Annotated in this window: 15 protein-coding genes; 6 read left to right on the top strand and 9 right to left on the bottom strand. The window is 39.9% G+C overall.

The genetic code is table 11. From position 1 onward, the window contains the following. The first annotated feature begins 4 nt into the window (after positions 1–4). Both trpB and trpA read left to right on the top strand, forming a co-directional pair. The gene (gene trpB / locus ACSBL2_RS19510) at positions 5–1,186 is read left to right on the top strand and encodes a tryptophan synthase subunit beta (RefSeq protein WP_442588234.1); all 1,182 of its coding nucleotides are present in this window, start codon (positions 5–7) and stop codon (positions 1,184–1,186) included. 39 nt (positions 1,187–1,225) lie between these two features. After that, positions 1,226–1,996, top strand: coding sequence for a tryptophan synthase subunit alpha (gene trpA / locus ACSBL2_RS19505; protein WP_442588233.1), 771 nt, complete (start codon positions 1,226–1,228; stop codon positions 1,994–1,996). Between the two features lie 102 nt (positions 1,997–2,098). Here trpA and ACSBL2_RS19500 read toward each other — a convergent pair whose 3' ends face one another. From ACSBL2_RS19500 to sucC, 3 genes are all read right to left on the bottom strand, one after another. After that, complete coding sequence (locus ACSBL2_RS19500; RefSeq protein WP_442588232.1) at positions 2,099–2,719, bottom strand: L-threonylcarbamoyladenylate synthase; 621 nt, start codon at positions 2,717–2,719, stop codon at positions 2,099–2,101. A gap of 100 nt (positions 2,720–2,819) precedes the next feature. Then, positions 2,820–4,268: an asparagine--tRNA ligase gene (asnS, locus tag ACSBL2_RS19495; protein WP_442588231.1), complete on the bottom strand. Its 1,449-nt coding sequence runs from the start codon at positions 4,266–4,268 to the stop codon at positions 2,820–2,822. Between the two features lie 811 nt (positions 4,269–5,079). Further along, positions 5,080–6,270 carry an ADP-forming succinate--CoA ligase subunit beta gene (gene sucC, locus ACSBL2_RS19490; protein ID WP_442588230.1) on the bottom strand — a complete coding sequence of 397 codons (1,191 nt, stop codon included), beginning with the start codon at positions 6,268–6,270 and terminating at the stop codon, positions 5,080–5,082. A gap of 94 nt (positions 6,271–6,364) precedes the next feature. Between sucC and ACSBL2_RS19485 the strand changes: the two genes are divergently transcribed. From ACSBL2_RS19485 to ACSBL2_RS19470, 4 genes are read left to right on the top strand one after another with little or no spacing between them, the layout of a single operon-like run. Next, positions 6,365–7,018: an ABC transporter ATP-binding protein gene (locus ACSBL2_RS19485; protein WP_442588229.1), complete on the top strand. Its 654-nt coding sequence runs from the start codon at positions 6,365–6,367 to the stop codon at positions 7,016–7,018. 58 nt (positions 7,019–7,076) lie between these two features. Further along, on the top strand, positions 7,077–7,562 hold the full coding sequence (locus ACSBL2_RS19480; RefSeq protein WP_442588228.1) for a hypothetical protein: 486 nt from the start codon (positions 7,077–7,079) through the stop codon (positions 7,560–7,562). Then, on the top strand, positions 7,563–8,177 hold the full coding sequence (locus tag ACSBL2_RS19475; protein WP_442588227.1) for a haloacid dehalogenase: 615 nt from the start codon (positions 7,563–7,565) through the stop codon (positions 8,175–8,177). It begins immediately after the preceding gene. A gap of 32 nt (positions 8,178–8,209) precedes the next feature. Next, positions 8,210–9,856: a S41 family peptidase gene (locus ACSBL2_RS19470; protein ID WP_442588226.1), complete on the top strand. Its 1,647-nt coding sequence runs from the start codon at positions 8,210–8,212 to the stop codon at positions 9,854–9,856. 131 nt (positions 9,857–9,987) lie between these two features. Here the strand turns inward: ACSBL2_RS19470 and ACSBL2_RS19465 are convergent, their stop codons facing one another. The 6 genes from ACSBL2_RS19465 to lpdA all read right to left on the bottom strand — a co-directional run bounded on the left by ACSBL2_RS19465 (position 9,988) and on the right by lpdA (position 16,564). Continuing rightward, the gene (locus ACSBL2_RS19465) at positions 9,988–10,929 is read right to left on the bottom strand and encodes a M20/M25/M40 family metallo-hydrolase (protein WP_442588225.1); all 942 of its coding nucleotides are present in this window, start codon (positions 10,927–10,929) and stop codon (positions 9,988–9,990) included. Between the two features lie 537 nt (positions 10,930–11,466). Beyond that, positions 11,467–12,327, bottom strand: coding sequence for a sigma-70 family RNA polymerase sigma factor (locus ACSBL2_RS19460; protein WP_008242129.1), 861 nt, complete (start codon positions 12,325–12,327; stop codon positions 11,467–11,469). Between the two features lie 392 nt (positions 12,328–12,719). Beyond that, the gene (locus tag ACSBL2_RS19455) at positions 12,720–13,313 is read right to left on the bottom strand and encodes a hypothetical protein (protein ID WP_442588224.1); all 594 of its coding nucleotides are present in this window, start codon (positions 13,311–13,313) and stop codon (positions 12,720–12,722) included. Then, entirely contained in the window at positions 13,291–14,094 is an 804-nt protein-coding gene (locus ACSBL2_RS19450; RefSeq protein WP_442588223.1) for a metallophosphoesterase family protein, read from the bottom strand. Before ACSBL2_RS19450 ends, ACSBL2_RS19455 begins: the two co-directional genes overlap by 23 nt. Positions 14,095–14,230: 136 nt before the next feature. Then, on the bottom strand, positions 14,231–15,070 hold the full coding sequence (locus tag ACSBL2_RS19445; RefSeq protein ID WP_442588222.1) for an MBL fold metallo-hydrolase: 840 nt from the start codon (positions 15,068–15,070) through the stop codon (positions 14,231–14,233). A gap of 105 nt (positions 15,071–15,175) precedes the next feature. Then, positions 15,176–16,564 (bottom strand): dihydrolipoyl dehydrogenase, encoded by a 1,389-nt coding sequence (gene lpdA / locus ACSBL2_RS19440; RefSeq protein ID WP_442588221.1) that lies wholly within the window; start codon positions 16,562–16,564, stop codon positions 15,176–15,178. Between the last annotated feature and the right edge of the window lie 88 nt (positions 16,565–16,652).

Genomic DNA, 16,652 nt, shown 5'->3' with positions numbered 1-16,652 from the left:
AGACATGGATTACTTTGTAAATGAAAAAGGTTATTATGGAGATTTCGGCGGTGCATACATCCCTGAAATGCTTTATCCCAATGTGGAAGAGCTGAGACAAAATTATCTTCAGGTGATTAATGATGCAGATTTTCAAAAAGAATTTCATGCCTTATTAAAGGATTATGTAGGGCGCCCGTCGCCACTATACCTGGCAAAACGCTTGTCGGAGAAATATAATGCCAATATTTTCCTGAAGCGGGAAGACCTGAACCATACCGGTGCACATAAGATCAACAATACTATCGGACAAATCCTGCTGGCAGAAAAATTGGGCAAGAAGAGGATCATCGCGGAGACGGGTGCTGGGCAGCATGGGGTAGCTACAGCTACAGTTTGTGCCTTGCGCGGACTGGAATGCGTGATCTATATGGGCGAAATTGATATCCAGCGCCAGGCACCGAATGTAGCAAGGATGAAAATGCTGGGCGCCAAGGTGGTATCGGCAGTTTCCGGTAGTAAGACTTTGAAGGATGCGACAAATGAAGCGATGCGCGACTGGATAAACAATCCTGTCGACACCCATTATATTATTGGTTCTGTTGTTGGACCACATCCCTATCCGGATATGGTTTCTATTTTTCAGTCCGTGATTTCTGAAGAGACCAAAAAGCAATTACTGGAGCAAACCGGGAATGACCAGCCTGATTATGTATTGGCCTGTGTTGGTGGCGGCAGTAATGCCATGGGGATGTTTTATCATTTTATAAATGATGAAAAGGTAAAACTTGTGGCCATAGAAGCCGCAGGAAAAGGGGTAAGCAGTGGCTTCAGTGCGGCGACAACTTTCCTCGGCAAAGAAGGCGTATTGCATGGGAGCCGGAGTATTCTGATGCAAACTGCAGACGGGCAGGTCGTGGAACCGCATTCTGTATCTGCAGGACTGGATTATCCTGGTATTGGTCCACAGCATGCACACTTGTTTAAAACTACCCGGGCAACCTATGTGTCCATTACAGATGATGAGTCCTTACGTGCGGGATTGCTGTGTACACAGCTGGAAGGTATTATTCCTGCCATAGAAAGTGCGCATGCCCTTGCACAACTGGAAAAAATGACTTTCACGGGGAAGGAGAATGTTGTGGTATGTCTTTCAGGCAGGGGAGATAAGGATATGGATACCTACATGAAGTATTTCGGTTTTTAACGCAATCCCCAGGAAACAAATCTTTATTAAGAAAATCAGATGAACAGAATTAATCAATTATTCAAAGAGAAAAAAAATAATATACTTTCCATTTATTACACTGCAGGATATCCTGGGCTGGGAGATACCATCACCATAGCGGAAGAGCTGGAAAAAGCAGGTGCCGATATGCTGGAAATAGGATTTCCTTATTCCGATCCTGTTGCAGACGGACCGGTTATCCAGGCAAGCAGTAAGGTATCACTGGATAGCGGTATGGACCTGAACCTGCTGTTTGAACAGCTGAAAGAATTACGTAAGAAAGTGACCATTCCGGTCCTGCTGATGGGCTATGTGAATCCGGTATTGCAATATGGTGTAGAAAGGTTTTGTGAAGCCTGTGCTGCTGTAGGCGTAGACGGATGTATTGTTCCCGACCTGCCCATGGTAGAATATGAAGAGTTATATAAAGATGCCTTTCTGAAAAATGGGCTGAGTAATATTTTTCTGGTTACCCCGCAGACTTCCACAGAGCGGATTCATAAAATTGATGGCCTGAGCAATGGCTTTATTTATTTATTGTCTTCTTCTGCTACAACGGGGCAGAACCTGCAGGTTTCCGATCAGACGGAACTTTATTTCAGCAGGATTGCAGCTTTAAACCTGAATAATCCAACACTGATCGGATTCGGGATCAGCAGTAAGGAAACCTTTGATAAGGCATGCAAATTTGCGAATGGAGGGATTATAGGGACTGCATTTGTAAAATCTCTTCCGGGTGGAGACCTGAAGGAAAATGTACAGGCATTTATGAAGACTTTCAGGAATTAGCCCTACCCCTTAAATTGTAAATCACAGAAGGGGGAAAGGTATTCCGCTTCTGTGATTTGTATTTCATCATGGAAGGAAAGCTTATAGCCAAAGTGGCTTCATTTAAAGGTAATTCTCCAGAATTCCTTTACCTTCACGGATAATTTCAAAGTCGCCCGAAGTACAATCTACCACCGTAGAGGCTTCATTATCTCCATAGCCACCATCAATTACCAGGTCTACAAGATCTTCATATTTCTCATGTATCAGTTCAGGATCTGTAGAGTATTCAATCAGCTCATCGTCGTCTTTAATCGACGTAGAAAGAATAGGGTTGCCCAGGGCTTTCACAATAGCTCTTGCGATATCATTGTCAGGAACCCTGATTCCTACTGTTTTCTTATTGGAGCTGAGTAATTTAGGGACATTGTTGCTGGCATTGAATATAAAAGTGAAAGGACCCGGCAAGGCTTTTTTCAGTAAACGGAAAACTGTCGTATCAATGGGTTTAACAAAATCAGAAATATGGCTTAAATCTGAGCAGATAAAGGAAAAGTTTGCTTTCTCCGGCTTAATCCCCCTGATCTTACAGATCTTTTCTATTGCCTTCTGATTCGTAATGTCACAACCGAGACCGTATATGGTATCAGTAGGATAGATGATGAGTCCCCCTTTTTTAAGGATCTCCACCACCTGATCTATGGCTTTTTCATTCGGGTTCTCTGGATATATTTTAATAAGCATATGGTAAATTTACTAAAAAAATAATATCACAACGTATGCCAAAATAATAAGCCCCGCTGTAAATGAATACAGTGGGGCTTATGAAGCTATAAGTTATTTGTTAAAACTCTGCGTTTTTAGGGAATCTTGGGAAAGCAATCACGTCCCTGATATTGGTCATACCAGTAACGAACAGTACCAAACGTTCAAAACCCAGTCCAAATCCTGAATGGGGCGCAGAACCGAATCTTCTCGTATCCAGGTACCACCACAATTCTTCCTGAGGGATGTTCAGTTCTTCCATGCGTCGGGTCAGTTTATCCATACGCTCTTCCCTTTGTGAACCACCAATCATTTCGCCAATGCCGGGGAACAGGATATCCATAGCGGCTACTGTTTTTCTACCTTCAGTATCCGGTTCATTCTGGCGCATGTAGAACGATTTGATATCTGCAGGATAGTCTGTCAGGATTACCGGTTTTTTGAAGTGTTTCTCTACCAGGTAACGCTCATGTTCCGATTGTAAGTCGGCTCCCCATTCATTGATCAGGTATTTGAATTGTTTCTTCTGGTTCGGTTTTGACGAACGTAAAATAGCAATGGCCTCAGTATAGGTCAGGCGCTGGAAGTCGTTATCCAGGCAGAATTTCAATTTATCGATCAGAGAAAGTTCGCTGCGCTCGTTCTGAGGTTTGCTTTTTTCTTCTTCTGAAAGACGGTTGTTTAAGAATTCAATCTCTTCCCTGCAGTTTTCCAGGGCATAGGTAATGACATACTTCATCATATCCTCAGCCAGTTGCATATTGTCTTCCAGGTCAGCAAAAGCTACTTCAGGCTCAATCATCCAAAACTCTGCGAGGTGGCGGGTAGTGTTTGAATTCTCGGCCCTGAATGTAGGCCCGAAAGTATATATCTGCCCGAATGCCATCGCTGCCAGTTCACCTTCCAGCTGACCGGAAACGGTAAGGTTGGTGGCGCGTGCAAAGAAGTCTTCAGAAAAATCGACTTTGCCATCCTCAGTTCTTGGCGTATTGTCAAAATCAAGCGTGGTTACTTTAAACATTTCTCCCGCACCTTCAGCATCTGAAGCCGTAATTACCGGAGTGTGCATATACACAAAACCTCTTTCGTTATAAAATTGATGAATAGCAAAAGCTAAAGCATGTCTTACTTTAAATACAGCATTGAAAGTATTGGTACGGAAACGCAGGTGGGCAATTTCGCGTAAAAACTCCAGGCTGTGTTTTTTAGGTTGCAGCGGGAATTTATCGGGATCACTGTCCCCTAAAATTTCTATAGAAGATGCTTTCACGTCAACACGCTGTCCTTTACCTAAAGATTCAACGATTGTACCCGTCACAGCGATCGCCGCGCCTGTGGTAATACGTTTCAACAGTTGTTCATTTGTATTTTCAAAGTCAACAACGATCTGGATATTTCCCATGCAGGAGCCATCATTGATGGCAATAAACTGATTATTGCGGAAGGTTCTAACCCAACCCATTACGGTAACTTCTCTGTTGAAATCTGTAGTCTCTAGCAGGCTCTTTATTTTTTCTCTTTTAATCATGATCTTTTTGTGGAACGCTCAAAAATAAGGATTTCTGCCAATAAATTACAGAATGGCAGGGGAGAAGTTTTATTCCCCTCATTTCTGGATCTGTTTTTATTTGTGCCTTTTAAATTGATTTGAGTCTGTTTATTTTAGGTTTTATTGTGGTTATTTGTTGGTTTTGTTGTTTTTAAGTTGGTTTTTGTTTGTATTAATTGTTATTTGTTCTTTGTTTTGTTGTTTTTGAGTTGGTTTTTGTTTGTGTTGATTGTTATTTGTTCTGTTTTTGTGTGTTTATTTGTGTTTTAATGTTGTTTAATTTATAAATTTTGGTTTTTATTTTAATTTTATTCTTGTTTTTATGTGTTTGGTTATTGTTTTTTATAATAAATATTAAAATAATCTTGTTTTTAAGATGAATATTCGTATGTTTGTATTGCTCGTTTAATTTATATTTGGTTTTAAAGAGGCTCCGGTTCATAGAATTGGAGCCTTTTTATTTTATTTGACTTTTTAATTCCGTTGAAAACACAAGAATCGGCTGATGAGAATGCCCAATTGGGAATTAAACAGATCAGCGAGCCTGCGTACCTTTCATATATTTATTTAATTTTTGCTCAGGATAGAGATTGGCCTGTGCTGTTAAACCTCAGCAGGATATGGCTGGATAATAGGCTATATATAGACAGTTTGTAACGCTGGTGTGCCAACGTTATTTGCACATCATAAGTGCAGCTCAGGGAGGGTAGAAGATTGTGGTCATAAAAAAAGGGTAAACCATTGCGGATTACCCTTTTCTTAAAATATAGTTAAACTACTTATTCAATAATTAAGCTAAAACTTCAGTTACCAGTGCTGCTGCATCTTTCAATGCAATAGCAGAATAAACCTGAAGACCTGAATCATCGATCAGTTGTTTTGCTTCTGCTGCATTTGTTCCCTGCAGACGGCAGATAATTGGAACCGGGATATTTCCGATTTCTTTATAAGCGTCAATTACACCTTGTGCAACACGGTCGCAACGAACAATACCACCGAAAATATTGATCAGGATAGCCTTTACGTTCGGATCTTTTAGAATAATGTTAAAACCAGCTTTTACAGTTTGAGCATTGGCAGTTCCACCCACATCAAGGAAATTCGCCGGCTCACCACCTGCAATTTTAATGATGTCCATAGTTGCCATGGCAAGACCAGCACCATTCACCATACAACCCACGTTTCCGTCAAGTTTTACATAGTTAAGGTTTGATTCACTTGCTTCAACATCTGTTGGATCTTCTTCCAGTTTATCACGCATTGCTGCATAATCAGGATGGCGGTATAAAGCATTTTCATCTAAATCCACTTTAGCATCCACTGCGATAATCTTTTCGTCTGAAGTTTTTAAAACCGGGTTAATCTCGAACATTGAAGAATCGGTATTGTCATAGGCTTTATAAAGCGCAGTCACAAATTTCACCATTTCTTTAAATGCAGCACCGCTTAAGCCTAAATTAAAGGCAATCTTACGTGCCTGGAAACCCTGAAGACCAACTTTAGGATCGATTTCTTCTTTGAAAATTAAGTGAGGCGTATGTTCTGCAACTTCTTCAATATCCATACCACCTTCTGTAGAATACATAATGATGTTCCTGCCGCTGGAACGGTTTAATAAAACGCTCACATAAAATTCTTTTGTTTCAGAAGCACCAGGATAATAAACGTCCTGTGCAACAAGAATCTTATTTACTTTTTTACCTTCCGGACCTGTCTGAGGCGTTACCAACTGCATACCCAGGATAGCTGTCGCTCTTTCTTTAACTTCGTCAAGGTTTTTAGCCAGTTTTACACCGCCACCTTTACCTCTTCCGCCAGCATGGATTTGTGCTTTAATCACAACCCAGTCAGAGTTATAGTCTGCTTTCATTTTTTTAGCAGCTTCTACAGCCTGCTCAACAGTTTCGGCAACGATGCCTTCTTGTACGGCAACACCAAAACTTTTAAGTATTTGCTTACCTTGATATTCGTGTATATTCATTTGCTGAAAAAATTTGATCCAAATCTACAATTTCAGATCGGTTTTAAAAACTATTCTCCTATTTATCCTTCCCAACTTTTTGTAAGTTTGCGCTATGCTAAAAGCCAGAGGTATAAAAAAAGCTTACGGGAAACTGCCCATTTTAAAAGGTGTCGATTTTGAAGTGGAAAAGGGAGAAGTTGTCAGCATCATCGGTGCATCAGGGGCAGGGAAGAGTACTTTGCTTCATATCCTGGGTACCCTTGATCAGCCGGATGAGGGAACAGTAGAGCTCAATCATACCAGGGTGAATAAATTATCCGGTGAGCTGCTCAGTATATTCAGGAACCAGAATATTGGTTTTGTTTTCCAGTTCCACCACTTATTACCGGAGTTTTCTGCCATAGAAAATATCTGTATTCCTGCCTTTATTGCCAAAAAAAGCAGGAAAGAAGCGGAATCCCGCGGACTGGAACTGCTGGATATGTTAGGTCTGAAAGATCGTGCCACGCATAAGCCCAATCAGCTTTCCGGTGGAGAGCAGCAACGTATTGCTGTGGCCAGGGCTTTAATTAATAGTCCTGCGATCATCCTGGCTGATGAACCCTCCGGAAATCTGGATTCTGAGAATGCAGCAGCATTGCACCAGTTTTTTATCACATTGCGTGATAACTTTAAGCAGACTTTTGTTATCGTTACCCACAATAATGAACTGGCCCAGATCAGTGACAGGATAGTCACCATGAAAGATGGTTTGATCGAATTATAGGCAATACTGGAACAGCATTGTTACAATCTGAAAAACAAAAAACAAATATTTTATTCCAATGAAGATCATAATTACCGGCGGTAAGGCTTCCAAATCATTAAAACTTCTAAAAGCATTTACCCAGGCAGAGGTTGTCCTGGCCGACTATGGGGAAATGCCCGCATTTGGTACCGCGGCCTATACTTTTTTGAGCCTGGGTGAAAGGAATGATGAGGTGATTGCCCATAATCTACTGAATATCTGTCTTGACCAGCAGGCTGATACCTTATTGCCCTTATATGAATTTGAAGTTCATGCCATCTCCAGGGCAGCCACATTGTTTAAAGAATATAACATTACTGTATTGCTCCCGGAACTTCCTTTACTGGAAGAATATTTTAACAAGCCGATTCCGCAACCAAGGGACTGGGTCATATTCAATGATGGAGAGGTGATATTCAGTACTTTGCCCTGGATACCTTCCTATCCGGAAAAAATGACAGGCGTTTTTTATATCAAAGAGGTAAAGGATGAAATTTTTACTTCCCTATTTACCATTGCATAGATGAATACCAAAGATTACATAAAAGACAATTCAGCATTTATTTTTCAACTGGACAATGTTCTTTATCCGGAAAAGGATTATTTGTTGCAGGTATATTACCTTTTTGCCCAGTTTATGGAATATACTGAGCAGATGGATGGTAGAAGTATCATTGATTTTATGCGGGAAATTTATGAAAAAGAAGGTGATGTCGCCATATTTTTTAAAACAGCCGCACAGTTTAATCTGCCGGAAAAATATAAGGATAATTTCGAATTGCTGCACCAGAATGCGAGGTTACCGCTGAAGTTATTGATGTTTGCGAAGGTACTTAGTTTTATCCAGGAGATTACAGCAGCAGGTAAAAAGGTTTTCCTGCTGGCAGATGGTGATCCGGTGATGCAGTTGAATAAAATCAGGCAGATGGAATGGCATGGTGTCGGGGAATATCTGACAGTTTATTTTTCAGCTGAGATTGCAGAAGGATCAACAGCTGAGGCTGTGCAGATAATTATTGAAAAACATGGACTGGAGCCCAGTCAGGTGGTTTTGGTGAACAATTGTAACAAGGAGCAGAAGCGTGGATTTAATGAAATGTTAAATTTCTTAGACATTGACAAACTATTGGTAACTTAAGACCGTAGTTCTTAATATGCTAATAGTTTGATATGAAAACAACCCTTATCAACAAGGTTTTTCTTGTTATTTTCCTCAGTGCAATACTCATTTCCTGTAAAAAAAGTAAAGAAGAGACAAGTCCGACTCCTGTAGATACTACAGGTGCAACCAGGATGTCTACAAATATTTCAGGGACGCAGTCAACACTTGACTCTTTGTTTTTCTACGCGAAGGAGATTTATTTCTGGAATGACGCTATCCCTTCTTACAGTGTGTTTAATCCACAGGGCTATTTGAATGCGTCTTCACCAATCAATAGTTATAACGCGGAACTTTATGCCATTAGTCAGCTGAAAATTAATCCGGCTACAGGTTCAGCATATGAATACTACGATGATGGTTTTCCTAAATATTCATATATCTCTGATTTGACAGAAGCCAATCCAACAGCAAGTATAAACCAGAATAAGGCCAATGTTGATTTGGAAGGAAATGGAAATGATGTCGGCATAAGGCCGGTTTTTTATACCACAAATTCTGGTACCTATACGTTATATGTCACTGCTGTTTATCCGGGATCCCCAGCTGAGAAAGCAGGTGTGAAAAGGGGATGGATCATTACTAAAATAAATGGAAGGACATTAGGTGCAAGCTACGATAATGAAAGTGATGGGGTGATAGACGATCTATCTGCTGGCTCGGTTACTATCGAAGGAAGGAACTATGCCGACGGGGTGACCTTTAATCTTACCCTTCAATCCAAATCTTATAAAAGTAGCCCTGTTTATGCCACTAAAGTTTTCGAAAAATCGGGAAAGAAAATCGGTTACCTGTCCTATGCCAGGTTTTCAGCACTATCAGATCCTGACGGTTTGAATGATACCAATCTGGATCCGGTGTTTTCTAATTTCAATGCTGCGGGAGTGACGGATCTGATTATCGATTTGCGCTATAATGGCGGAGGTTATGTCTATGCTTCTGAACACCTGGCAAATTTGATCGTTCCCAGCAGTTTAAATGGTAAGAAGATGTTTTCTACCATTTATAATTCCACCATGCAGAGTGGAAATGCAACTATTCTTAGTCATCAGCCACTTTTGAATTCCGCAGGAAAAGTACAATACCAGGGGGGAAAGATGATCACCTATGCTGATCTTGATTATTCTACTACAGCCGATGATAATAATGCATTTTTTTCCAAGAAGGGGAGTTTAAATACGGTTACCACTGTGGTTTTCCTGGTTTCAGAAAGTACAGCCTCTGCGAGTGAATTGCTGATCAATAACCTGAAACCTTACTTGAATGTAAAGGTCGTTGGAGAAACTACTTACGGAAAGCCTGTAGGTTTTTTTCCTATTACCCTGCAGAATCGGTATGAGGTATACATGTCTATGTTCGAAACGCTTAATTCCAATAATGAGGGTAGGTATTACACGGGTATTTCCCCTACAACGGCTGTTGCTTATCTTGATCCGAGATATGAGTTTGGTGATGAACGTGATTCCTATCTTAAGGCTGCTTTGGATATTCTAGTCCCTTCCTCAGCTACCACGACTACATCTGCAAGCAGGAGCGGGGTGATGAGTATTGGGAACCGGGATGTAGCCATTTCATCAGTCAGGTCAGAAAATATCAAACCTGTTAATCCGAACAGTGAATTTATAGGAATGGTTGGCACTAAACACGCTCCCAAATAATCCTGGAAATAGACTCTTCTTTTATCGGGGATATTTTATTGTTAAGCAATGATATTTATACAGGAAAGGCCCAAACGATGAAGTTTGGGCCTTTCCTGTATAAATATGCCAATGTCTTAATGGTCGTGTATTTATTTCCTTTTCATCTGGAGTTTTTCCCTGAATGTCCTTTCTACAGTCCTGTCCTTATCAATGTTATCTGTAATTTCAAGTATCGCATTTGCTGCATTGATGAAGAATTCCTGATTGATATTTTCAAACTTATCAGTCTCTTTGTGGTAGTCTTTATGGTCTTCCACACCAAAATATATAAATGGGATTTGTTTAGCATTAAAAGCCGACTGGTCACTTTGGTCTGTCCAGTCATCTATTCCTAATTTAGGATTATCGTGACCGAACAATATTTTAAGATCCGGATTTGTAGTCGCAATGAAGGATTTTAGCTGCGGATTTTTATAAGTACCGGAAGCATACAGTTCTCCTTTTTCATTGTGACTGATCATATCCAGGTTGATATTCAGTTTTATTCTTTTGATATCTACAGGAAGGTGCTTTACAAAGTAATCAGAGCCTTTTCTTCCAAATTCTTCTGCATCAAAGGCAGCAAAAATTAATGTGTAATTTGGTTTGTTTTTGGCGAAGTGAGCAGCAATTTTTAACAGACCTGCCACACCAGAAGCATTATCATCTGCACCATTGAAAATCTTTCCATTAATGATCCCCAGGTGGTCATAGTGTGCTGAAATGACTATGATTTTTTCACTGATCCCCGGGATATAACCGATCATATTTTTTCCATTCACTTTCGGATCATCAATTCCTTCAAATATGAAAGGTTGCTGGTAACTGTTGAGCAATGGGAATGAGGTAATCCCTATTTCCTTGAATCTTTTGGCAATGTAATTTCTTGCCATCTCTGCTCCTTTGGTGCCAGTTTTTCTACCTTCATAGGCATCAGATGACAAGGTTTTTATATCTTTTAATAATTGTTCGGATTGTGAAGGTTTGGTGGCTGTCTTCACAGCATTACAGCCTAATGAAAATAGTAAGGGTAAGAAAAAATATATTTTCATATTCATCTTTTTTGGTATAACAGGTGAGTTAGTGGGTTCAGTAAGTCCTAATATATTACAAATAAATGACAACGCCTAGTGTATATGAAAAAACATAAAGAATGATTTTTTGTTTGCGCGAAAGCGCAATATATCTGGTGGCCGCAATTGCTTCAGGCACAAATCACTGGTTTTTCTGATCAAATTAAGGAGGAGGTAGAATGGAAGGTAAAGCTTTCGGTCTTTGGCCTGTTGTACCGGGCTTAATGATACTTGCTCTGAAGGCTTCCTGCCAAATTGTGCCGGGGCTGTCCGATGCAAAGTTTTTCCGATGATTGCATTTTATTTTTTCTAAGGAGCCTCTACAAGATGATTTCCTAAAGAATAGGATGTCAAGCATCGCATTTTTATGCAATCTATCCCTGTTTTGATGAGGCATTGAAATCTATACCGGGTTTCTAAAATATGCGGCATTCCATGGAGTTGAAATGTGGCTAAAATAAAAAAGACCGGGTAAGGCCCGATCTTTCTGTATTTGAATAGGTGAGTGTTATTGAACTACCCTAAATATGATTTTAGTATTTTACTGCGTGAAGTGTGACGCAGGCGTTGTAATGCCTTGTCTTTGATTTGGCGTACCCTCTCACGTGTAAGGTTGAATTTTTCACCTATTTCTTCCAGTGATAACGGATGATTTGTGCTTAATCCAAAGAAAAGAACAATGATTTCACGTTCACGTTCAGTTAAAGTCGATAATGAACGTTTGATCTCTTCGGAAAGAGATTCGTTAATCAAGCTGCTATCAGTATTTGGCTCGTGGTTTTCGAGTACATCCAGCAAAGTGTTTTCTTCCCCCTGTACAAAAGGTGCATCCATAGAAACGTGTCTTCCGGAGTTGCTGAGGGTATCAGAAATCTTATCTACAGTAGTTTCCAGAATATCGGCAAGCTCTTCAGGAGAAGGCTCACGCTCATATTCCTGCTCTAACTTAGAAAAGGCCTTGCTGATTTTACTTAATGAACCTACCTGGTTTAATGGAAGACGTACAATACGGCTTTGTTCTGCAATTGCCTGCAGAATTGACTGACGGATCCACCATACAGCATAAGAGATGAATTTAAAACCTTTTGTCTCATCAAAACGCTTTGCAGCTTTGATCAGACCAAGATTACCTTCATTAATCAAATCACCTAAAGTTAATCCCTGATTCTGGTATTGTTTAGCCACAGAGACCACGAAACGCAAGTTGGTTTTCGTTAAACGCTCCAGAGCTGCCTGATCACCTTCACGTATCTTTCTTGCTAGTATGACTTCTTCTTCTGCGGTGATTAGATCTACTTTACCAATCTCATGAAGATATTTGTCTAGAGATTGACTCTCGCGATTGGTTATGGATTGGGTGATTTTGAGTTGTCTCATTTATGTGCTTTGGTACTCGTTTATGTGTTAGAACGTGCAAAAGTAAGGATTTTATGGCAATTTATAAACATAAATTCCTGAAAACGTTACACTTTACACTAGTTATTTATACAAGGTATTAGCAGCAAAAATTATTCCAAAGTACTTTTGACAGGGTGATACCTCTCTACTAAATCCGGTATATTCTTTGTTGACTAACAGCGATAAATCGTTGATTAATAATAAAAAACCAGTTATGTTCGCTTTATAATAATTGTTTAACGATTACATTTTTGATATTGATATAGACAAAGCAGGAATTATTTACTGACAGCCTGGAACTTTCCTGCAATAAGTGCTGTAATTCGCTGTCATGTTCAGATTCTAACCAGATGTATATGTACGAATTGGTTTTAAAAATACATTCTTACCCCAAATCCCAGGTGAAATATCTCCTGGATTGGAGTTGTTGTCCTGTTTTCAAACCAGGAAATCATATACAGATCATTAGTGTTTGCTTCTGTATACAGACTGATGGATTTTATCCTGCTGGTTTTATCACCCATAATCTTAAGCTCTGAACTTAGACTGATGTGTTCCCTTAGTGCGGGCGACCAGAAATAATATCCTTTTGGGTATTGATCATCATCGAAAGAGAAGCCGAATTGTTTGCCAAAAGTATAGGAGAGAAATACACCTGGATTAACCGGATAAAAAGTCAGTTTGTCTTTGATCCGTATCGCAAAAGGCTTATACTGGAATTTGACCGCAGCAATGTGTAATTCTCCACCTTTTACTTCCGGAACGTAACCATAATGAAAACTAAGAGCAGTCCTCTCTTTTTTTGAAAGGTTATACCCTATGCCGGCACTCATATAGCCTATACTTCCAGCATGCTGTAATTCGGCATAGTCAGGAGTTAGGAACTTAGCAAAAGATTTTTGCGCCATGGCTTTCTGAAAACCTGGCACCATCAGAATGATGCTAAAAATTAACAGCTTGTGCATGAAGTTCCCCATTTGTAATGTCTATAAGTGTATATGCTCTGTTTACCACGGCATTTGTAATAATAAAAGGTATTCCTGTTCCTTCACGTCTGTAAATTACATCAGGAGAATGCTGGTGCGAATGAATTGATGCCATCATTCCAGGTGTGCTGTTGAAAAGTTCTTCGTAATCGGTTCTTAACTTCTGATCAAAATCACTGTCGGTAGGGGGGACATGTGAAAATGCAATGATATGGTCAATCCCTGCTTCCATAGCCAGGTTATTTTTCAGCCAGCCCATATCTGGTATGGTCCCGTCAAAATTATGTTCCCTGCTGTTGGAATCGTGACATATGAATTTTATGCCTGCATAGGTAAAGGTATAATTGGTGGCACCAAACATCCGTGTGTACACATCATATCCATTTGCCACCTGATCGTGGTTACCGATAACTGAAATAAAAGGAACTTTTAAACCGGAGTATATTTTATAGATGCCTTCAAATTCTGCAAGCAGACCAAAATCTGAAATGTCACCATTCAGGATCACGAAATCGACATCATTCCTTGCATTGATATGGTCAACAAAGAGTTGGGACTCCTTATACATTCTTTGGGTATCGCCAGACACCGCAATTTTAATAGCTGAGCCTGCAGGTTTTTGTGGAAGGGCTAATATTTCAGCATTATTTACATTTTGTGGCGTGTTTCCATCAAATTTCTGATTCGGGCTGTACTCTATGCCATTACAACCGGAAAGGATGATGGCAAACCAACCTAACAAAGTAATTTTTTTTATCATATTTTACTGTTTATTGAGATGTGGGAATTGAATGTTCAATAGTCCCATTGCTTCTTCATAAAGCAATTTTTCTAACGGATACATCGTACACGGTAAACAGCACAAAGATAAAAAAGTTTATAATAACTGACTTTTTTTATAAGTCAGTCAGTTGTAATGTTTCTTTCAGCCGGATTCCCTTTTCCGTTTGTTGTACCGTACAACACTCATTTACAGGATCGTGCTCGAGGTAAAGGATATAGTTTTTTAATGCGGCTTCTTCAAGAAATGCAGCTTTTTCTTTTAATGTCTGTAATGGGAACATGTCGTATGACATGACATAGGGCAATGGAATATGACCTGTAGAGGGCAGCAAATCAGCTGCATATATAATGGTTTGATCCTTGTACCTAAGCTGTGGCAGCATCATGGCATCGGTATGCCCGAAAGCGAAACGTACGTTAAAATTGTCTGCGAATGTAATACCTTCTTTACTTTCAATAAATTTCAGTTGTCCGCTTTCCTGGATTGGGAGGATGTTCTCTTTCAGGAAAGATGCTTTTTCCCTTGCATTCGGATTGACGGCCCAGTCCCAATGTTGTTCATTGCTCCAGTAAACAGCATTTTTAAACGCTGTCTGGAGCTGGCCATTTTTACGAACAATGGCTCCACCGCAGTGGTCGAAATGCAGGTGCGTAAGGAATACATCTGTGATATCGTCTTCACTGAAACCTTTTGCTGCCAGTGACTTTTGTAAGGTATCCTCACCATGGAGGTAATAATGGCTGAAAAATTTATCATCCTGTTTTTCACCCATTCCTGTATCGATCAATATCAGGCGATCACCGTCCTCTATCAGTAAAGAACGCATTGCCCAGGTACACATATTATTTGCATCGGCCGGATTACTTTTCTGCCAGATCGATTTTGGGACTACGCCGAACATTGCACCGCCATCAAGTTTAAAAAATCCTGTTTCAATCGTATGTAGCTTCATTAGGAATGGGTTTAGTATCGGGTGTAAAATTAAAAAACCTGCTGTGTTCACAGCAGGTTTTTTAATAAATATGTAATACTTATATGTATCAGTAGGTTTACCGGCCTATAAGTGGATTACTTCGCCATATGCATCTGCAGTGGCTTCCATAATTGCTTCACTCATGGTAGGGTGTGGATGTACTGCTTTAAGCATTTCATGGCCAGTAGTTTCTAACTTACGGGCAACAACAATTTCAGCAATCATTTCTGTTACGTTAGCACCAATCATGTGTGCGCCTAACAGTTCACCATATTTTGCATCATAGATCATTTTGATGAAACCATCTTTAGCACCTGCAGCACTTGCTTTACCAGATGCTGAGAATGGGAATTTACCGATTTTCAGTTCATAACCTGCAGCTTTAGCAGCTTTCTCAGTATAACCTACAGAAGCAATTTCAGGAGTACAGTAGGTACAGCCGGGAATGTTGTTGTAGTCTAGTGGTTCTGGGTTATGGCCGGCAATTTTCTCTACACAGATGATTCCTTCTGCGGAAGCAACGTGTGCCAATGCCTGACCGCCAACGATATCTCCGATAGCATAGTATCCTTTTACATTGGTATTGTAAAATCCGTCAACTACCACTTTACCTTTTTCAGTTTTGATACCTGTTTCTTCCAGTCCGATGTTTTCGATGTTCGCAACCACCCCAGCAGCAGAAAGAACGATATCGCATTCAATAGTTTGCATACCAGCAGCTGTTTTTACCTGTACTTTACATCCGGTACCAGTGGTATCTACAGATTCTACGCTTGAAGAAGTCATCACTTCAATCCCAGCTTTCTTGAAACTGCGCAATAATTGTTTAGAGATATCCTCATCTTCAACCGGTACAATGTTTTCCATGAATTCAACCACAGTAACTTTTGTTCCCATCGTAGCATAGAAATAAGCAAATTCTACACCTATAGCACCAGAACCAACAATGACCATTGATTTAGGTTGTTCAGGAAGGACCATAGCCTGTCTGTAGCCGATTACTTTTTTACCGTCTTGTTTTAAGCTTGGCAATTCTTTGGAACGTCCACCTGTTGCCAGGATAATATTTTTAGCCGTTAACTCTTTTTGAGAACCATCAGCAGATTTAACTTCAACTTTGTTGCCCGGTTTAGCTTTTCCGGTGCCCATAATAACATCAATCTTGTTTTTCTTCATCAGGAACTGAACACCTTTGCTCATTCCTTCAGCTACACCACGGCTGCGTTTGATAACAGCAGCAAAATCAGCTTCAGCTGGCGCGGTTTTAATACCGTATTCTGCCGCATGATTGATATATTCAAATACCTGTGCACTTTTTAATAAAGCTTTTGTTGGAATACAACCCCAGTTAAGGCATATTCCACCTAAAGATTCACGTTCTACAATTGCAGTTTTTAAACCCAATTGTGAAGCTCTGATTGCAGCAACGTATCCACCGGGACCGCTACCGATTATAATTACATCGTAGTTCATATCTTGTTACAGGAAATTTTAACTTAGTAAAGCCCAAAATTAAAAAAAAATGTTAGTTATAAGGTGTAATTCGATTTTTCTGACATTC

This window comes from Pedobacter sp. AW31-3R (assembly GCF_052180285.1).
Lineage (GTDB): Bacteria > Bacteroidota > Bacteroidia > Sphingobacteriales > Sphingobacteriaceae > Pedobacter.
The sequence above is the reverse complement of the archived record's forward strand: the minus strand, read 5'-3'. Positions and strand labels throughout refer to the sequence as shown.

What these genes read in the sequence shown, in the direction of transcription:
- ACSBL2_RS19485 (WP_442588229.1), top strand. Translation starts at nt 6,365, where the DNA reads ATGCTAAAAGCCAGAGGTATAAAAAAAGCTTACGGGAAACTGCCCATT.
- ACSBL2_RS19445 (WP_442588222.1), bottom strand. Translation starts at nt 15,070, where the DNA reads ATGAAGCTACATACGATTGAAACAGGATTTTTTAAACTTGATGGCGGT.
- lpdA (WP_442588221.1), bottom strand. Translation starts at nt 16,564, where the DNA reads ATGAACTACGATGTAATTATAATCGGTAGCGGTCCCGGTGGATACGTT.
- ACSBL2_RS19450 (WP_442588223.1), bottom strand. Translation starts at nt 14,094, where the DNA reads ATGATAAAAAAAATTACTTTGTTAGGTTGGTTTGCCATCATCCTTTCC.
- trpB (WP_442588234.1), top strand. Translation starts at nt 5, where the DNA reads ATGGATTACTTTGTAAATGAAAAAGGTTATTATGGAGATTTCGGCGGT.
- ACSBL2_RS19500 (WP_442588232.1), bottom strand. Translation starts at nt 2,719, where the DNA reads ATGCTTATTAAAATATATCCAGAGAACCCGAATGAAAAAGCCATAGAT.
- asnS (WP_442588231.1), bottom strand. Translation starts at nt 4,268, where the DNA reads ATGATTAAAAGAGAAAAAATAAAGAGCCTGCTAGAGACTACAGATTTC.
- sucC (WP_442588230.1), bottom strand. Translation starts at nt 6,270, where the DNA reads ATGAATATACACGAATATCAAGGTAAGCAAATACTTAAAAGTTTTGGT.
- ACSBL2_RS19465 (WP_442588225.1), bottom strand. Translation starts at nt 10,929, where the DNA reads ATGAAAATATATTTTTTCTTACCCTTACTATTTTCATTAGGCTGTAAT.
- ACSBL2_RS19470 (WP_442588226.1), top strand. Translation starts at nt 8,210, where the DNA reads ATGAAAACAACCCTTATCAACAAGGTTTTTCTTGTTATTTTCCTCAGT.
- ACSBL2_RS19460 (WP_008242129.1), bottom strand. Translation starts at nt 12,327, where the DNA reads ATGAGACAACTCAAAATCACCCAATCCATAACCAATCGCGAGAGTCAA.
- ACSBL2_RS19455 (WP_442588224.1), bottom strand. Translation starts at nt 13,313, where the DNA reads ATGCACAAGCTGTTAATTTTTAGCATCATTCTGATGGTGCCAGGTTTT.
- trpA (WP_442588233.1), top strand. Translation starts at nt 1,226, where the DNA reads ATGAACAGAATTAATCAATTATTCAAAGAGAAAAAAAATAATATACTT.
- ACSBL2_RS19475 (WP_442588227.1), top strand. Translation starts at nt 7,563, where the DNA reads ATGAATACCAAAGATTACATAAAAGACAATTCAGCATTTATTTTTCAA.
- ACSBL2_RS19480 (WP_442588228.1), top strand. Translation starts at nt 7,077, where the DNA reads ATGAAGATCATAATTACCGGCGGTAAGGCTTCCAAATCATTAAAACTT.